The sequence below is a fragment of the Nonomuraea sp. NPDC052116 genome (assembly GCF_040680035.1).
GTDB classification, from domain to species: domain Bacteria; phylum Actinomycetota; class Actinomycetes; order Streptosporangiales; family Streptosporangiaceae; genus Nonomuraea; species Nonomuraea angiospora_A.
In genome coordinates this window covers 165,860-181,574 of record NZ_JBFAWA010000025.1, presented here as the reverse complement: position 1 = coordinate 181,574, position 15,715 = coordinate 165,860, and the positions used below count along the sequence as shown (strand labels likewise).

The window sequence follows — 15,715 nt, the reverse complement described above, 5'->3', positions numbered from 1 at the left end:
CAAAGGAGTGCACGATGGCGGATCCACTCGACGCTTACTCGCGCGTCGTCTCGTCCGTGGCGGCCGAGTTGCTGCCGAAGGTGGCCAGCGTGCGGGCCGGCCAGGGTAGCGGGTCCGCGGTGGTGTTCACCGCCGACGGGTTCCTGCTGACCAACGCGCACGTGATCGGCAACTCCCGGGACGGCACCGTGGCCTTCGCCGACGGGAGCTCGGGGGACTTCATCGTGGTGGGCCGGGATCCGCTGTCGGATCTGGCGGTGATCAGGGCGCAGACGGCCACGCCGCCGCCGGCCACGCTCGGCGACAGCGACGAGCTGGTCGTGGGACAGCTCGTCGTGGCCGTGGGCAATCCGCTCGGCCTGACCGGATCGGTGACGGCGGGGGTGGTGTCGGGGCTCGGACGGTCGTTGCCCGCGCGCAGCGGGTCGGCCGTACGGCTCATCGAGGACGTCATCCAGACCGACGCCGCGCTCAACCCGGGCAACTCCGGCGGCGCGCTGGCCGACTCGCAGGCGCGGGTGGTCGGGATCAACACGGCGGTGGCCGGCGTGGGGGTGGGGCTCGCCGTGCCCATGAACGCCACGACCCGATCCATCATCGCCGCCCTGATCAGGGACGGGCGGGTACGGCGGGCGTTCCTGGGGCTGGTGACCTCGCCCGCGCCGCTGCCCGACGTGCTGCGGCGGCGGACCGGGCAGGCGGGGGCGCTGCGCGTGGTGGAGGTGGTGCCGGGTTCGCCCGCCCACCGGGCCGGGTTGCGCTCCGGCGACCTGGTGCTGAGCGCGGGGCGCAACCCGGTGGGGGACGCGCAGAGCCTGCAGCGGCTGATGTTCGCCGACGCCATCGGGCAGCCGTTACCGATCACCGTCTATCGGAACGGCGCGCTGGTCGATGTCATCGCGGAGCCGGTGGAACTCACCGGCTCCGGCGTCTGAGCCCGCGCCGCCTCAGGCAGAAGGCGGGGCGTCCGGCCCGGGGGCGGGAGAGGCCGCGGCGGGTTGGGGGCGGACGTAGGTGCCGTTGCGGCGGGCCAGGAGCTCGTCGAGGAGCGCGTCCCACTTCTCCCCCACCGCGTCCACGTCGTACGTGAGCGCCGTCTCCAGCGCCCCCGCCGCCAGGTCGCGCCTCAGCTGCTCGTCCTCGATCACCCGGATGATCGAGGACGCCAGGTTGGCGTTGGTCCGCGGCTTCACCAGCAGTCCGTCGACCTCGTCCGTGATCATCTCCTTGGGGCCGTGCGGGCTGTTGAAGCTGACGATCGCCAGCCCCTTGCCCATCGCCTCCAGGATCGTCATCGGGAAACCCTCGTGACGCGAGCTGAGCACGAAGACGGACGCCTTCTCCAACTCGGCCCCCACGTCGGACGTGGGTCCGGGCAGCTCGACCTTGCCCTGCAGCCCCGCCTCCGCGATCTGCTGGGCGAGGTTCTCCTCCTGCGGCCCCGCGCCGAAGATGCGCAGCGTCCAGTCGGGATGGGCGGCGGCGACCGTCTCCCAGGCGGTGATGAGCCGGTGGAAGCCCTTGATGCGCGTCATCCGGCCGACCGCGATGGCGACCTTGGCGTCCAGCTTGGAGATGCCGCCCGTCATCGGCGGCACGGCGTTGGGGATGCGGGTCAGCTTCTTCGGCTTCTTCGGCAACGTCTCACGATAGTCGCGCAGGTCGGCCTTGGTGAGCGTGACCAGGGCGTCGAGGCGGCGGTAGCGCCACTTGATGAGCTCCTGCATCGGCTCGGCCTGGGTGCGGAGCGCCACGTGCTCCTGCCCGATCGTGATGACGTTGGGCAGCGCCAGCTGGGCCACCGCCAGGTTGAGACCGGGACGGGTGGCCATCAGCACGCCGGTGTCGAGCGAGCGGACGTAGCGGGCGAGCTTCAGGTCGGTCCACAGGTTGAAGCGGTGGTAGGCCGACTCCTCCTTGGGGATGATCCGGCTCGGCATCTTCGACAGCATCGCGCGCAGCGGGTCGGCGCTGGGGTTGATCCGGTCGTCGAGGAAACGGAACTTCACCCGCGGGTCAATGGGGAAGAACGGCTCCTCGGCCTCCTTCAGGATGCTCACGATCTCGACGTCGTGCTCCTTGGCCAGGTAGCTGGCCAGGTTGAACACGGTCCGGATCGTGCCCCCCATCCCGTACGCGTGCAGCAGCAGAATGCGGACCTTCCGCGTCGAAGGCGGCGGCGCGTTGAGCGTCTTGCGCCGGTTGTACCCCCGATACAGTCGGCGCACCGCCGACTTGCCCTTGCGTGCCAATGCGCGCACCTGACAGATCCCCCTTTGTCACCCGGAAGAAGTCTCAACACACATGGCCGGCGACGAGGAATCTCGCCACCGGCCTATTGTCTCGCTTCGGCGGAGTGCACGTGTTCATCCCCTATGCGCTTTCCCCACCTATGATCCTTAGACGCCTGTTACCTCACTAAGGTTGCATGCGCGGCCGATGCCGGAGATCGGGAGTGTGCGGCGGACGCTCGGCCAGCAGCTCCAGCGCGACGTCGATGGCCCGCTCGAGCTGCGTGTCCACGCCCCTGGCATAGTCCTGCGGAGTGATGTCGACCTCGATGTCGGGATCGGTGCCGTAGTTCTCGACCTGCCAGCCGACGTCGTCGAAGGCGAAGGAGAACTCCGGCTGCGTCGTCACCGTGCCGTCGGCGAGCTGGTGGCGCGGCCAGATGCCGATGACGCCGCCCCAGGTGCGCTTGCCGACCAGCGGCCCCAGCTTCAGCACCTTGAAGGTGTGGCTGAAGATGTCGCCGTCGGAGCCCGCCCACTCGTTGGTGATCGCCACCAGCGGCCCACGCGGCGACTCCGGCGGGTACGGCTCCGGGTCGCCCCACCGCGGATAGTCGTAGCCGAGCCGCCGCCTGGCCAGCTTCTCCAGCAGCAGCGCCGACACGCTGCCGCCGCCGTTGAAGCGCACGTCCACGATGAGCGCCTGCCGGTCGTACTCGGCCAGGAGCCCGCGGTGGAACTCCCCGAACCCGTCGGGCCCCATGTCGGGCACGTGCAGGTAGCCCACCCGGCCGCCGGAGCGCTGGTGGCACTCGGCGCGGTTGAGGTTGACCCAGTCGCGGTAGCGGGCCGGCCGCTCGTCGGAGATGGCGCGCACGGTGACGGTGCACACCTGGTCCTCCCGCCGCAGCGTCAGCTCGACCTCCTCGCCGGCCTGGTTGACCAGGCGCTCGTTCGGGGTCGCGGCCTCGCCTATGGGAGCGCCGTTGATGGCCAGGACCGCGTCACCCGTACGTACGTCGACACCGAGCCGGTTCAGCGGCGAGGTCGCCTCCGGATCCCACGGGTCACCGGTCACGATGGAGCGGATGTGGTAGACGCCGTCGCGGTAGTCCCAGTCGACGCCCAGCTTGCCCTGCGTGTAGTCGGGCCCGGGACGGTATTCGCCGCCGCTCTCGAAGGCGTGGCTGGTGGCGAGCTCGCCGTGCAGCTCCCACAGCAGGTCGGAGAACTCGCCCCGGGTCGTGACCCGCTCCACCAGCGGCCGGTAGCGGTCGTAGACGGCCGGCCAGTCGACGCCCGCCATGTCCTCGCTCCAGAAGTTCTCCAGCTGCAGCCGCCACGCCTCCCGGAACATCTGCCGCCACTCCGCCTCCGGGCAGACCGACACCTTGATCCGCGACAGGTCGATCCACCCGCTCTCCCGCCCCGGCGCCTCCTCGTCCTCGGGCGCCTCGTTCGCCTTGACCACCCGCAGCCTGGAGTCCGCGCGGTAGAGCAGCGTCTTGTGGTCGCGGCCCAGCTCGAAGTCGGTGACGCCGTCGGCGAAGTGCACCTTCTTGCCCTTGGCGAAGTCGAACAGGTGCAGCGAGCTCTCGCCTTCGAGCGGGCTGGTCAGGATCAGCGCCTTGCCCTTGAGCCCGGCCACCTTCTCGTAGCGGCCCTCGGGCAGCGGGAACTGGGTGACGCGCCGGGTCAGCCCGTCGACGTCGACGCGCAGCGGCTCCGGCTCGTCGCCGTCCTCCTCGTCCTCCCCCAGGGGCCGTTGCAGGGGCATGAACGGGTCGGGCGCGTCCGCCCGCAGCGCCACCGCGTACGGGCGCGTGCCCAGCGGGAATCCCAGGTCGAACTGGAGCTGGTCGTAGACCGGCGAGAAGGTGCGCTGGCCGATGAAGTAGAGGTAGCGGCCCTGCGGGTCGAACGCCGGCATCGAGTCCTGCAGCACCGGCTCCGTGGCCTGCAGCGTCCGCCCGGTCTCGGGGTGGTGCAGCTTGATCGCGCTGGACTGCGCGTTGAGCGGGCTCGAGTACGCCAGCCACCGCCCGTCGTGCGACCAGGCCGGGTCCTCGGGCGAGCCGTGCGGGTTGGCCTCCACCAGCGCCGGCCGCCCGGTGACCAGGTCGAGCAGGTGCAGCTCGTGGCGGTGGTTGACGACGGCCACCCGGTCGTGGACCGGGTCGGGGACGAGCGCGGTGATCCGCCCCAGCCTGGCCACCTCCGTGCCGCCGCCGCCCTCGTGGCCTTCGAGGACGACCAGCCGCTCCTCGTCGCGGTCGTCGCTGGCCGCCGCGATCAGCCGGGTGCCGTCGTTGAGCCAGGTCAGGAGCCGGTAGCGGACCCCGTCGGGCGAGCCGTGCTGGGTGACCGGCCCCTCCCAGTCGGCCATCGCGTACGCCTTGCCGCGCGCGGTGACGGCCAGCGCGCTGCCGTCGGGGCTGAGGGTGGCGCCGTCGAGGTAGTCGGCGGGGTCGACGAACCTGCGGTTGCGCTGCGTCCTGGAGCTGGCCAGCTGCACGTCCAGCCGGTGCGCCGGCTCGCCTGGGTCGAGCAGGTAGAGGTCGGCGCCGGCGTGGTAGACCAGCCGGTGCCCGTCGCCCGACAGGTTGCGCGCGTAGTAGTCGTCGTGGTGGGTGTGCTTGCGCAGGTCCTGGCCGTCGGGGGTGCACGAGTAGACGTTGCCGACGCCCTCGTGGTCGGAGATGAAGCACACCCGGCCGCCGCTCCAGCAGGGCGAGGCCAGGTTTCCCGGCAGCCTGATCAGCCGCCGGAACTCGCCGTCGCCGCTTGGGTCGATCCACAGGTCGCCGACGGTGCCGCCGCGGTAGCGCTTCCACCGCGCCGGGTCGGCGGTGTTGCGGCCGAGCACGATCATGCCTTCCGGCCCGTACGCGATCGAGTTGGCCGGGCCGTACGGGAGCCGCTCGGGGACCCCGCCTGGCGCGACGCGGTGCAGCCATTTGCGGGCCTCGAACGGCTGGGCCGCGTCGCTGGCGTACAGGATGCGCCCTTCGGGGTCCCAGCCGGTGACCGTGCAGCGCGCGCCGTGGAAGGTGAGCCGGCGGGCGGCGCCGCCGTCGGACGGCATGACGTACACCTCTTCCGGGCCCTCCTCGCGGCCGACGAACGCGAGCTGGTCGCCGCGCGGAGAGATGCGCGGATAGCCCGCCTCGGCGAGCCCCGCGGTCAGCCGGAAGGCCCGCCCGCCCTGGGCGGACACCATCCACAGGTCGTCCTCGGCGGCGAAGACGACCACGTCCTGGAAGACGGCGGGAAAGCGCAGGTAGCCGGACATGAGAGCCACTCCTGGTCGAGCCGACAGCCGGGGGCGCGCGCCCCCGGCTGTCAGATCACATCACCCGGGTCAGACATTTCGCCACAGCTGCCGGATCGTCCCGACCGGCGGCCAAGAACTTCCCCCCGCAACCGCCTGGTCGTCGGCCCGGGCAGCCGGGCCACCGCTGCCCCGTCCGGGTCACTCCTCGCCGGAGGGCGACTTGCGGGTCTCCCGCTTCGTCTCCTTGGTCTGCCTGCTGGTCTTGATGGCCTGCTTCTTCGACTTGCCGGACTTGGCGGCGGGTTTCTTCTTCGTGTCTGCCATGGGATTCCCCCCTGTACGGACATGCGCACCGGAATGGTGCACTGTGCCACTTAATACCCATCTCGCCAAGAAACCCGACATACCACCTATCGGACCGGTCGATCGCCCGCCGGCGCGGACCACCAGACGCCTTCTCCGTGCGACAGCCCCGGCAGCCGCCGCTCGACCTCGTGCACCGCGGCCGCCGGGATCTCACCCTCCAGCACCCAGGTGTCGTCGCGCCTGCCGGTGTCGTGGAGCTCACCGCCCAGTGCGGCGAGCCTGGCGGTGACCGCGCTGAACGTCTCCGGCGGCACCTCCAGCTCGAACCGGTGGCACGGCTCGTACACGGTGGTGCCCGCCAGCGCAGCGCCCGCATGAGCACGACCCGGGCGCGGCCGCGGAAGTCGGCCGCGACCGTGAGGGGCGGGGCGTAGCCGGTCCTGGTCACCGTGACGAGCACGTCGGTGACCGGCCAGCCGTGCGGGCCCTCACCCAGGGCCTGGCGCACGCTCTCCTCGATGGCCCGGTGGTACGACAGCGGCAGCGAGCCCAGATCGACCTCCAGCCGGTAGCCGACGCCGGAGCCCTTCGGCCCCGGATCGACTCGCAGGCCCACGGTGGCCATGAACTCGTTGCGGCCCTGGCGCTGGATCTCCTCGACGACCTCCGCGGTGCCCGACGGGCGCTCGAAGTAGACGGGCCGGCTCGGCTCGAAGAGCGCCTCGACGCCGAAGTCCCTGGCCAGGGTCTCGCCGATGACCTCTTTCTGCACCTCCCCGTACAGCAGGACCGAGGTCTCGCCGCCGGCCAGGGTGCGGGTGCCGATCAGCGGGTCCTGCTCGGCCAGCGCGAGCAGCGCGGCGTGCAGGCGCGGCTCCTGTCCGGGGACGCGGGGCCGGACCACGGTCTCCAGGCTGGGCGGGGTGAAATGGGCCTGGTGCGCGGGCCCGGGCTCCCCCAGGTGGTCGCCGACGCGGATCTCGGGCACGCCCCAGACCTTGACGATGTCCCCGGCCACCGCCTGTCGCCGCCCGGCAGAGCCCGCGACGGTCAGCGCGGTCAGCCTGCCGTCGTAGGCGTGCCGCCCCCGGTGGAAGGTGAGGTGCTCGCGCGCTCGCAGCGCGCCCGCGCGTACCCGCAGGTAGGCGACCTTCTCCCCCGACGGGGCGCGCTCGATCGCGAACACCGTCGCCCGCGCCGCCTCCTCCGGGTCCCCGGCCGGCTGGGTCACGGCGGGCAGCAGGTGGACGGCGTCGAGCAGCTCGCCGACGCCCTGCCCGGTCAGCGCCGAGCCGAACAGCACCGGATGCGCCTGCCCGGCGGCGCACTGCCGCGCCAGCGCCGCGCGTACCTGGCCGAAGTCGGGCGTCTTGCCCTCGACGAGCAGCTCCAGCAGCCCATCGTCCCGCTCGGCCAGCACCTCGGCCGCCGCCTCGGGCGAGGCGACGCCGGCGGTGACGGCCGCCTTGGAGCCGAGGTGCCGCACGGTGTTCAGGGCCACGCAGTACGGCGAGAGCCGCCGCCGGATGTCGGCCAGCAGCTCCCGCTCCCTGGCCCCGGCCCGGTCGATCTTGTTGACGAAGATCAGCGTGGGCAGGCGCAGCCGGCGCAGGGTCTTCATCAGGACCCGGGTGTGCGGCTGCACGCCCTCGACGGCCGACAGCACCAGCACGGCGCCGTCGAGCACGCCGAGAGCACGCTCCACCTCGGCCACGAAGTCGGCGTGGCCGGGTGTGTCGACCAGGTTGACCCGCAGGTCGCCCAGGCTGAAGGAGGCGACGGCCGTGCGGATGGTGATGCCGCGACGGCGCTCGATCTCGCCGGAGTCGGTCTGTGTGCTGCCCTCGTCCACGCTGCCGAGCCGGTCGATGACCCCGGTCTCGAACAGCAGCCGCTCAGTGAGGGAGGTCTTGCCCGCGTCTACGTGCGCGAGGATGCCGATGTTCAGGATGTGCACGGTGCTGGAAGTCCTCGGGAACTCTCGTGCCAATGGGGCGCTGGGAGATTCCGAGGCACCGCATCTCATGCTCCTGATCGTCGGCGGACGGTTGCCGGGCCATCCTGCCATCGCGGCGGGGGCACCCGCGAACCATTTACAGGGCCTGCGCCAGGGCCACCCCGCAGTAGGCCGCGCCCAGCCCGGCCACCACGCTGGCGCCCGCGTTGGCCACCGCGTGGAAGCGCGCGCCCTCCTCCACCAGCCGCACCGTCTCGTACCCGAACGTCGAGTACGTGGTCAGCGCCCCGCAGAACCCGGTGCCCAGCAACGCCATCACCCCGCCGGCGGCGGGCAGCGCGGCCAGGAAGCCCAGCAGCGCCGAGCCGAACACGTTCACCGTCAGCGTCCCCCACGGGAACACCGTGTCGTGCCGCGCCTGCACGGCCCGGTCCGCGAGATAGCGCAGCGGCGCGCCGAGCGCCGCCCCGAGGACGATGAGCAGCACCGTCATCGCACGCCCGCCAGCATCCCGGCGATCCGCCTGGTCAGCCACATGCCCGCCACCACGGCCGCCACCGCCGCCACCAGGGTGGCCGCCAGGTAGACCAGCCCCGTCAGCGGCGCCCCCGCCGCGACCGCCCGCTGGATGTCCACCGCGTACGTGGAGAACGTCGTGTACCCGCCCAGCACCCCCACCCCCAGGAACGGCCGCACGAGGCGGTGCGCCTGCCGCACCTCCGTGATCATCACCATGAGCACGCCGATCAGCAGGCACCCGGACACGTTGATGAGGAACGTCGCCCAGGGGAAGTCCGCCGGCCCGGACGGCAGCGCCGACTGCAGGCCGAAACGCGCGAGCGCGCCCAGCGCGCCCCCGGCCGCGATCGCGGCGAGCACGGGCCAGTGCAGCTCGGCGCGCTGCGCCGGGATGTGGAGATCGACGTCCGGGTCGATCGGACGATCAGTCACATAACCCTCCCCGTGTCAAAACACCGGATGCCGGGAATTTCTCTAGACAACCTTTGATGTTCGGAGGCCTGCTTGAGCACGAAGGACGCCATCGCCCTTCTAGCGGGAGCCATCATCGTCGTTTCCTTCGTCGGCGGCGCCAAGACCTCTCCGGCAACGGCGACCAGCCCGCTGGGCAACACCAGCGGGACGCGGCCCGGTCTGGCACCCATCATCTCGGACGCCGACAAGAGCAAGGCACACGGCCTCATCAAACAGGTGCGCGTCAAGGGGCTCGGCTCCAACACCGGCTACGAGCGCACCCGGTACGGCGACAACTGGGCCGACACCGCGAGCGGGGTGCCGTACGCGCGCAACGGCTGCCGCACCCGCGACGACCTGCTGGCCCGCGACGGCCGGAACGTGAAATACCGGTCGGGCTCCAGCTGCGAGGTCGTCTCCATGGAGCTGAGCGACCCCTACACCGGCCGGACCATTCACTGGCACAAGGACAACCCGGACGAGGTGCAGGTCGACCACGTGGTGCCGCTGAACTACGCGTGGCGCATGGGCGCGCCGCGCTGGCGGATGTCCAAGCGGCTCGACTTCGCCAACGACCCACTGAACCTGCTGCCCGTGGCCGGCTACGCCAACGAGCAGAAGGACGCCTCCGGCCCGGCGGGCTGGTTACCGCCGCAGCGGCGCGTCCGGTGCGCGTACGTCACCCGCTTCGCGCAGGTCGCGCTGAAGTACAACGTGCCCGTCACCGCGGCGGACAAGAGGATGATGCTGGCCCAGTGCCGTTGACCGGGCCGCCGGCAGGGCGGGCTAGCGCGGGTCCTCCCAGGTGAAGCCGTGCCCGAACGTCTGCTCGGCCAGGATCCGCTGCCCGTCCATGTTCGGGTGGAAGTAGTCCCACTTGCTGACGTGGTCGAGCGTGAACGGGTAGGCGAACACCGCGCCCCCGTCGGTGTGGCAGGCGGGCCCGAACCTGGCGCACGCCTGGGCCGCCGCGCGGTTGTAGGCCATGACCCGCGCCCGCACCCGCTGGCGGCGCTCGACGTCGGCGCGCTTGGTCGAGGTGGGCTGGGCGAGCAGGGACTGGCAGATGTGGCCGGCCGTCCAGAACGTGCGGGCGAGCGGGACGGTCTTGCCCACCTGCCACAGCCGCCGCACGTCGGGGATGCTGGCGATGAACACCCGGGCCGCGGGCATGCCGGCCCGCAGCTCGGCCAGCGCCGCGTCCATCCGCCGCCGGTACGTCTCGACGGGCGTCATGGCCTGCTCGGTGCGCACACACGCGTCCTGGGCCCCGATCAGGATCGTGACGTAGTCGGCCTTGGCCTCGACGGCCTTGCGCACCTGGCCGAGCAGGTCGGCGCTGGTGGCCCCGGGGACGGCGAAGGTGAGGTTGTGCTGCTGGAGCGTTCCAGACATGGCCGACAGGCGCAGGTAGTGGCTGTTCACCCCGGGGTTGTCGCCGGAGGACCACGAGCGCGGGATGCAGGAGACGTAGAAGCCGCACGCGTTGAAGCCGGTGGAGATGGAGTCGCCGAGCGCGGCCATGATCTCGGGGACGGGCTGGGCCGCGGCGGCCTGCGCCGGACCTGTGGCGGAGACGAGCAGCGTTGCGGCGAGGACTGAGCCCAGGCGACCGATCATGGACCCAAGGTAGGAAGCGGATCAGCGACCGGCCATGACATACGGGCCAGGTCTGTGATTTCAGGACCGACTTCATATCGCCGCTTGACAGCCCAGACCTGATCAGGATGGGGTAAATGCAGCTCAACGTCTGGTTTTATCCGGGTTCGTTGACCGTAACCTCGCATTCACGGGGGTCTGAGTCGAACGTGTTCAGTTCCCGCATAGAGTGTCTTGGGTGAGTGTCGCGCTCGGAACAACCCGCCCGCTACCGGTTCGCACCACCCCTGTCGGCGACCCGGGCGACCTGCTGGCATCCCTGCCCAGGACCGCCCCGTACGCCTGGGTCAGGAACGGCGAGGGCCTGGTCGGCTGGGGTCAGGCCGCACGGGTGGCCGTGCCCCCGGGCCCGGGCCGGTTCGCCTGGGCCCGCCAGTGGCTGGCCACCGTGTTCGGCGACGCCCACGTCGACGACGCCGTGCGCACCCCCGGCTCCGGCCCGGTCGCCTTCGGCAGCTTCACCTTCGACGAGGACGCCCACGGCTCCGTCCTCGTCGTCCCGCGCGCCGTGCTGGCCCGCCGCGACGGCCACGCCTGGCTCACCACGATCGGCGACGCCCCGCTGGAGACGTTCTCCCCCATCCGCGACCCCGGCCGCATCAGCTACGGCGACGGCAGCCTGAGCGCCCCCGAATGGGAGCACGTCGTGGCCAGGGCCGCCAAGCGCATCCGCGAGGGCGAGCTGGAGAAGGTCGTGCTGGCGCGCGACCTGGTCGCCACCGCCGAGCGGCCCATCGACGTGCGCCTGCTGCTCACCCGGCTGGCCCGGCGCTATCCCGAGTGCTACACGTTCTCGGTCGCGGGGCTGGTGGGGGCCACGCCCGAGCTGCTGATCAGGCGTACGGGCCAGGAGATCGAGTCGCTCGTGCTGGCCGGCACCACCCCGCGCGGCACCGGCCCGGCCGACGACCTCGCCCGCGGGGCCGCGCTGCTCGCCTCGCCCAAGGACCGCCACGAGCACGAGTGCGCCATCGCCTCCGTCCGCCAGACGCTCGCCCCCCTCTGCGCCTCGCTGGAGACCCCGGACGAGCCCGAGCTGCTGGTGCTGCCCAACGTCCAGCACCTGGCCAGCCACGTCACCGGGCGGCTGGCCGACGGGGCCTCCGTCCTCGACGTGGTCGCCGCCATGCACCCGACGGCCGCCGTCGGCGGCACCCCCACCCCCACCGCGATCGAGGTCATCCGCGAGCTGGAGGGCATGGACCGGGCCGGCTACGCCGGGCCCGTCGGATGGATCGACGCCCACGGCGACGGCGAGTGGGGCATCGCGCTGCGCTCGGGGCTCGTGCAGGGCCGCCGGGCCCGCCTGTTCGCGGGCGGCGGCATCATGGGCGACTCCGACCCGGCGGCCGAGCTGGCCGAGGCCCAGGCCAAGTTCAGGGTCATGCAGTACGCGCTGGAGGGCTGATCAGCCGGGGACGTGGATCTCCTCGCCCACGTCCACGCGCGCCCGCCCGGCCGTCAGCGTCGCCACCCAGTCCGCGAACGGCGCCACCTCGTCCTCGCCCACGGAGACGGCGAAGGTGACCTCGCCCGCGTACGTCACCTCGCGCACCGGATGGCGCGAGGCCCGCAGGTCGTTCTCCACCCGCCCGGCCTGGTCGTGGGCCACCGCGACCCGCACGACGCGGGCCGGCACCATCCGCACCGGCTCGGCCCGGTCGAGGGTCTCGGTCACGGCCGAGCCGTAGGCCCGCACCAGCCCGCCCGCCCCCAGCAGGGTGCCGCCGAAATAGCGGGTCACCACCGCCACCACGTCGCTGAACCCCCTGCCCACCAGGGCCTGCACCATCGGCGTGCCCGCCGTGCCGCCCGGCTCGCCGTCGTCGTCGCCCTTCTGGACGCGCTGCCCGACGACGTACGCGGTGCAGTTGTGGGTGGCGCCGGGATGCTTCTGCCGCCGCTCGCCGATGAACGCGACCGCCTCCTCGACGCTGCGCGCGGGCGCCAGCGCGCAGATGAACCGGGAGCGCTTCGCCTCCGTCTCGTGCTCGACGACGGAGGTGAGGGTCAGGTACGGCGCAGGCACATTCGACAGGTTATGCCCTTGCCGGACGAACTCCGGAAGCTACCATCTCGTCAATCCGTAAGGACCTACGGGAGGGTCTCATGGACACTGTGAGCGACCTCATGCCCTTCGTCTCCTCGGCGATCGACGCCTACGGCGTGGGCGTGCTGGCCAAGACCCGTGAGCTGGCCGCCGACACGGCCGTGGCCCGCGGCACCCGCATCCTGCAGCGGGTCTTCGGCCGCGGTGACGCCGCGTCCAGACAGGTGATCGAGACGGTGGCGGGCGCCAAGCCGGACGACGAGCCGAGCCGCGCGGCGTTGAAACTGGCGATCATGGAGGCGTTCCGCGCCGACCCGCACCTGGCGCGCGAGGTCGCGGCCATGTTGCCGAGGATGACGGATGACATGATCGTGGCAGAGGACAACGCCCCCGTCCTCTGACGCGAAGGAGGGACGTCCCTTGCCCAGCGAAGGCGGGAGCAGGCTGCTGGCCGTCAGCGATCTGCACGTCGGCTACGAGGAGAACCGGGCCATCGTCCAGGAGCTGAAACCGGACGACCCCGGCTACTGGCTGCTGGTCGCGGGCGACGTCGGCGAACGGCTGGAGGACATCGCCCGGACGCTGGGCCTGCTGGCCGCGCGGTTCGAGCGGGTGGTCTGGGTGCCGGGCAACCACGAGCTGTGGACCCCGCCGGGAGACCCGCCGGAGCTGCGGGGCGTGGCCCGCTACAACCACCTCGTCGCCATGTGCCGCGATCTGGGCGTGGTGACGCCGGAGGACGACTATCCGGTGTGGGAGGGAGCGGGCGGGCCGGTCCGGATCGTGCCCCTGTTCCTGCTCTACGACTACACGTTCCGGCCGGCCGGCCATCTCACCAAGGCGAGCGCGCTCGCGTACGCGCACAGCACCGGCGTGGTCTGCACCGACGAGTATCTCCTGCACCCCGACCCGTACCCGAGCCGCGAGGCGTGGTGCCGGGCCCGGGTGGAGCTGACCGGGCGGCGGCTGGCCGGGCTGGACGACGTGCCGCTGGTCTTCGTCAACCACTATCCCCTGGTACGCGAGCCGACCGACGTCCTGCGCTACCCGGAGTTCGCCCAGTGGTGCGGCACGACCGCCACCAGGGACTGGCACACGCGTTACCCGACCGCCGCCATGATCTACGGCCACCTCCACATCCCCCGCGTCACCTGGTACGACGGCGTGCGCTTCGAGGAGGTGTCGCTCGGCTACCCCCGTGAGTGGCGGCGCAGGCCGGGCGGCCGCAAGCTCCTGCGCGACGTGATCGTCACCTAGCGGCCCCGCCCTCGCAGACCACCGCCCCGGCCAGGCGCCGTCGGCGGTCTCTTCCGTGAACCGCAAACACTTCTTCGCGAAGAAGTGTTTGCGAAGAAGTGTTTGCGGTTTAGGCTTCGCATCATGACGCCCTCCCCTGACAACGTGGTCGTCCTCGACGCCAAGGGCCTGCGCGCGCTCGCCCACCCCCTGCGGGTGCAGCTCGTCGACCTGCTGCGCAAGCACGGCCCGTCCACCGCCACCCGCCTGGCCGAGCGCCTGGGGGTGAACTCGGGCACGGCCAGCTATCACCTGCGCAGGCTCGGCGCCGCCGGGTTCGTGGAGGAGGACACCGAACGCGGCAACGCGCGGGAGCGCTGGTGGCGTTCGGTCCACCGGACGACCCGGCTCACCGACGACGACGGTCTGTCCGACCGGGAGCCGGAGGCGGTGCTGGCGTACATGCAGTCCATCGCCGCCCTCTACAACCTGCGCACCCAGCAGGCGCTCAACGAGCTGCAGACCATGCCGCAGCCGTGGCGCGGCGTGCTCGACCTCAGCGCCGTCCCGTTCCGCCTCACCCCGGAGGAGGCGGGGCGGCTGCGCGCGGACCTGACGGAGCTCTTCGCGCGCTACCGGCGCGACGGCGACGAGGCGCCGGCGGACGCGGTCCGGGTCTACCTGATGACGCAGGTCATCCCCGAGCTGGACGACCCTGAGGAGGCATGATGGAGCCGCGCGGGTCCTTACGGCCGATGGCCGGGCTGCTGGCGGCCATCGCCGTGTCGACGACCGGGACGCGGGTCTCGGCCATCGCGCTGCCCTGGTTCGTGCTGACGAGCACCGGCAGCGCGGTGTGGACGGGGCTGGTGGCGTTCGCGGAGATGGCACCGTACGTGCTGGTCAAGGCGCTGACCGGGCCGCTCGTGGACCGGGTGGGACCGCGCCGGATCTCGTGGGTCGCCGACGTCGTGAGCGCCTCGGCCGCCGCCGCGATGGTCGTGCTGCACGCGCTCGGCCTGCTGCCGCTGGGCGTGATCGTCGCGCTGGTGGCGGTGATCGGCGCGGCCCGCGGGCCGGGCGACCTGGCTAAGGAGATCATGGTCCCGGAGGCGGCCGAACGCGGGCGGGTGCCGCTGGAGCGGGCCACCGGCCTGATGGGCGTGACGGAGCGGCTGGCCGTGACCGTGGGGCCGGGGCTGGGCGGCGCGATGGTGGCGCTGCTGGGCCCGCTGTCCGGCCTGGGCGTCAGCGCCGCCCTGTTCGCGCTCGGATCGGCGGTCGTGGCCGTGGTGCTGCCGCGCGACCTCGGACATCGCGCCCCCGCGCACGAAGAGGAGGAGGGCTACTGGCGGCGGTTCGGCCAGGGCTTCGCGTTCCTGCGCGGCGAGCCGCTGCTGCTCGCGGTGATCGTCATGATCGCCGCCACGAATCTGCTGGACGCGGCCTGGAGCCAGGTGCTCGCGCCCGTGTGGGCCAAGGAGTCCGGCCACGGGCCCGCCGTCCTCGGGCTGAGCGTCAGCGTGCTCGGGCTGGCCTCGGTCGTGGGCAGCCTGGTGGCCGCCGCGGTGGCGCACCGGATGCGGCGCAGGCCGGTGTTCTTCGTGGCGTTCCTGCTCGGCGGGCCGCCGAAGTTCCTCATGTTCGCCGTGGACATGCCGGTGTGGGGGCTGGTGGCGGCGTCCGTGGTGATCGGGTTCAGCGGCGGGTTCCTGAACCCGATCCTGAGCGCGATCTCGTACGAGCGCGTGCCCCGGCACCTCCTGGGCCGGGTGGGCGCGCTGCAGGGCGCGGTGATGTGGGCCGGCATCCCGCTGGGCGGGCTGCTGGGCGGGGCGGCGGTTACGGCGGCCGGGCTGGCGCCGGTGCTGCTGGCGTGCGGGATCGCCTACGCGCTCGTCACGAGCCTGACCGGGCTGCGTCCCGAGTGGCGCGAGATGGACCGGCTGCGCGGCCACGGCCCTCCCGCCGTACCGGCGCCAGAGGGCAGCGCCGGTGCGGCGGGACGTTCCAGCGTGTGATCAGCCGCT

The 15,715-nt window shown here is 72.1% G+C and carries 14 protein-coding genes and 1 pseudogene; 7 read left to right on the top strand and 8 right to left on the bottom strand.

Annotated elements, in window-relative coordinates; genetic code table 11:
- The first annotated feature begins 14 nt into the window (after window positions 1-14).
- On the top strand, window positions 15-935 hold the full coding sequence (locus AB0L65_RS39985) for a trypsin-like peptidase domain-containing protein (RefSeq protein WP_364256788.1): 921 nt from the start codon (window positions 15-17) through the stop codon (window positions 933-935).
- 12 nt (window positions 936-947) lie between these two features.
- Here the strand turns inward: AB0L65_RS39985 and AB0L65_RS39980 are convergent, their stop codons facing one another.
- The 6 genes and pseudogenes from AB0L65_RS39980 to crcB (AB0L65_RS39955) form a co-directional block, all read right to left on the bottom strand.
- Window positions 948-2,261, bottom strand: a complete 1,314-nt coding sequence (locus tag AB0L65_RS39980) for a glycosyltransferase family 4 protein (RefSeq protein WP_364256786.1) — start codon at window positions 2,259-2,261, stop codon at window positions 948-950.
- Between the two features lie 157 nt (window positions 2,262-2,418).
- Complete coding sequence (locus AB0L65_RS39975; RefSeq protein WP_364256783.1) at window positions 2,419-5,523, bottom strand: PDZ domain-containing protein; 3,105 nt, start codon at window positions 5,521-5,523, stop codon at window positions 2,419-2,421.
- A 392-nt stretch (window positions 5,524-5,915) separates the two neighbouring features.
- On the bottom strand, window positions 5,916-6,125 hold the full coding sequence (locus AB0L65_RS39970) for a hypothetical protein (RefSeq protein ID WP_364256872.1): 210 nt from the start codon (window positions 6,123-6,125) through the stop codon (window positions 5,916-5,918).
- A gap of 110 nt (window positions 6,126-6,235) precedes the next feature.
- Window positions 6,236-7,837: pseudogene (locus tag AB0L65_RS39965) on the bottom strand (GTP-binding protein); the annotation flags it as partial.
- Between the two features lie 67 nt (window positions 7,838-7,904).
- On the bottom strand, window positions 7,905-8,261 hold the full coding sequence (crcB, locus tag AB0L65_RS39960; RefSeq protein ID WP_364256780.1) for a fluoride efflux transporter CrcB: 357 nt from the start codon (window positions 8,259-8,261) through the stop codon (window positions 7,905-7,907).
- On the bottom strand, window positions 8,258-8,719 hold the full coding sequence (crcB, locus tag AB0L65_RS39955; protein WP_364256777.1) for a fluoride efflux transporter CrcB: 462 nt from the start codon (window positions 8,717-8,719) through the stop codon (window positions 8,258-8,260). The genes crcB (AB0L65_RS39960) and crcB (AB0L65_RS39955) overlap by 4 nt, the downstream gene beginning before the upstream one ends.
- A gap of 72 nt (window positions 8,720-8,791) precedes the next feature.
- On the opposite strand from crcB (AB0L65_RS39955), the gene AB0L65_RS39950 reads away from it, so the two are divergent.
- Window positions 8,792-9,505: an HNH endonuclease family protein gene (locus AB0L65_RS39950; protein WP_364256774.1), complete on the top strand. Its 714-nt coding sequence runs from the start codon at window positions 8,792-8,794 to the stop codon at window positions 9,503-9,505.
- A gap of 21 nt (window positions 9,506-9,526) precedes the next feature.
- Here AB0L65_RS39950 and AB0L65_RS39945 read toward each other — a convergent pair whose 3' ends face one another.
- Entirely contained in the window at window positions 9,527-10,360 is an 834-nt protein-coding gene (locus AB0L65_RS39945; RefSeq protein WP_364256771.1) for a GDSL-type esterase/lipase family protein, read from the bottom strand.
- Window positions 10,361-10,577: 217 nt separating this feature from the next.
- Here AB0L65_RS39945 and AB0L65_RS39940 point away from each other — a divergent pair, with 217 nt between their 5' ends.
- Complete coding sequence (locus AB0L65_RS39940; protein WP_350731983.1) at window positions 10,578-11,807, top strand: isochorismate synthase; 1,230 nt, start codon at window positions 10,578-10,580, stop codon at window positions 11,805-11,807.
- On the opposite strand, the gene AB0L65_RS39935 is transcribed toward AB0L65_RS39940, so the two are convergent.
- Window positions 11,808-12,428: a YigZ family protein gene (locus AB0L65_RS39935; RefSeq protein ID WP_355377622.1), complete on the bottom strand. Its 621-nt coding sequence runs from the start codon at window positions 12,426-12,428 to the stop codon at window positions 11,808-11,810. It lies immediately after the preceding gene.
- 80 nt (window positions 12,429-12,508) lie between these two features.
- Between AB0L65_RS39935 and AB0L65_RS39930 the strand changes: the two genes are divergently transcribed.
- From AB0L65_RS39930 to AB0L65_RS39915, 4 genes are all read left to right on the top strand, one after another.
- A complete protein-coding gene (locus AB0L65_RS39930; RefSeq protein ID WP_364256767.1) occupies window positions 12,509-12,850 on the top strand; it encodes a hypothetical protein in 342 nt (113 codons plus the stop codon).
- Window positions 12,851-12,869: 19 nt separating this feature from the next.
- A complete protein-coding gene (locus AB0L65_RS39925) occupies window positions 12,870-13,706 on the top strand; it encodes a metallophosphoesterase (protein ID WP_364256764.1) in 837 nt (278 codons plus the stop codon).
- 123 nt (window positions 13,707-13,829) lie between these two features.
- Entirely contained in the window at window positions 13,830-14,414 is a 585-nt protein-coding gene (locus AB0L65_RS39920) for a winged helix-turn-helix domain-containing protein (protein WP_364256761.1), read from the top strand.
- The gene (locus AB0L65_RS39915; RefSeq protein ID WP_364256758.1) at window positions 14,411-15,706 is read left to right on the top strand and encodes an MFS transporter; all 1,296 of its coding nucleotides are present in this window, start codon (window positions 14,411-14,413) and stop codon (window positions 15,704-15,706) included. The genes AB0L65_RS39920 and AB0L65_RS39915 overlap by 4 nt, the downstream gene beginning before the upstream one ends.
- The last annotated feature ends 9 nt before the right edge of the window (window positions 15,707-15,715 follow it).

What these genes read in the sequence shown, in the direction of transcription:
- AB0L65_RS39920 (WP_364256761.1), top strand. Translation starts at nt 13,830, where the DNA reads ATGACGCCCTCCCCTGACAACGTGGTCGTCCTCGACGCCAAGGGCCTG.
- AB0L65_RS39930 (WP_364256767.1), top strand. Translation starts at nt 12,509, where the DNA reads ATGGACACTGTGAGCGACCTCATGCCCTTCGTCTCCTCGGCGATCGAC.
- AB0L65_RS39915 (WP_364256758.1), top strand. Translation starts at nt 14,411, where the DNA reads ATGATGGAGCCGCGCGGGTCCTTACGGCCGATGGCCGGGCTGCTGGCG.
- AB0L65_RS39945 (WP_364256771.1), bottom strand. Translation starts at nt 10,360, where the DNA reads ATGATCGGTCGCCTGGGCTCAGTCCTCGCCGCAACGCTGCTCGTCTCC.
- AB0L65_RS39985 (WP_364256788.1), top strand. Translation starts at nt 15, where the DNA reads ATGGCGGATCCACTCGACGCTTACTCGCGCGTCGTCTCGTCCGTGGCG.
- crcB (WP_364256780.1), bottom strand. Translation starts at nt 8,261, where the DNA reads ATGACGGTGCTGCTCATCGTCCTCGGGGCGGCGCTCGGCGCGCCGCTG.
- AB0L65_RS39975 (WP_364256783.1), bottom strand. Translation starts at nt 5,523, where the DNA reads ATGTCCGGCTACCTGCGCTTTCCCGCCGTCTTCCAGGACGTGGTCGTC.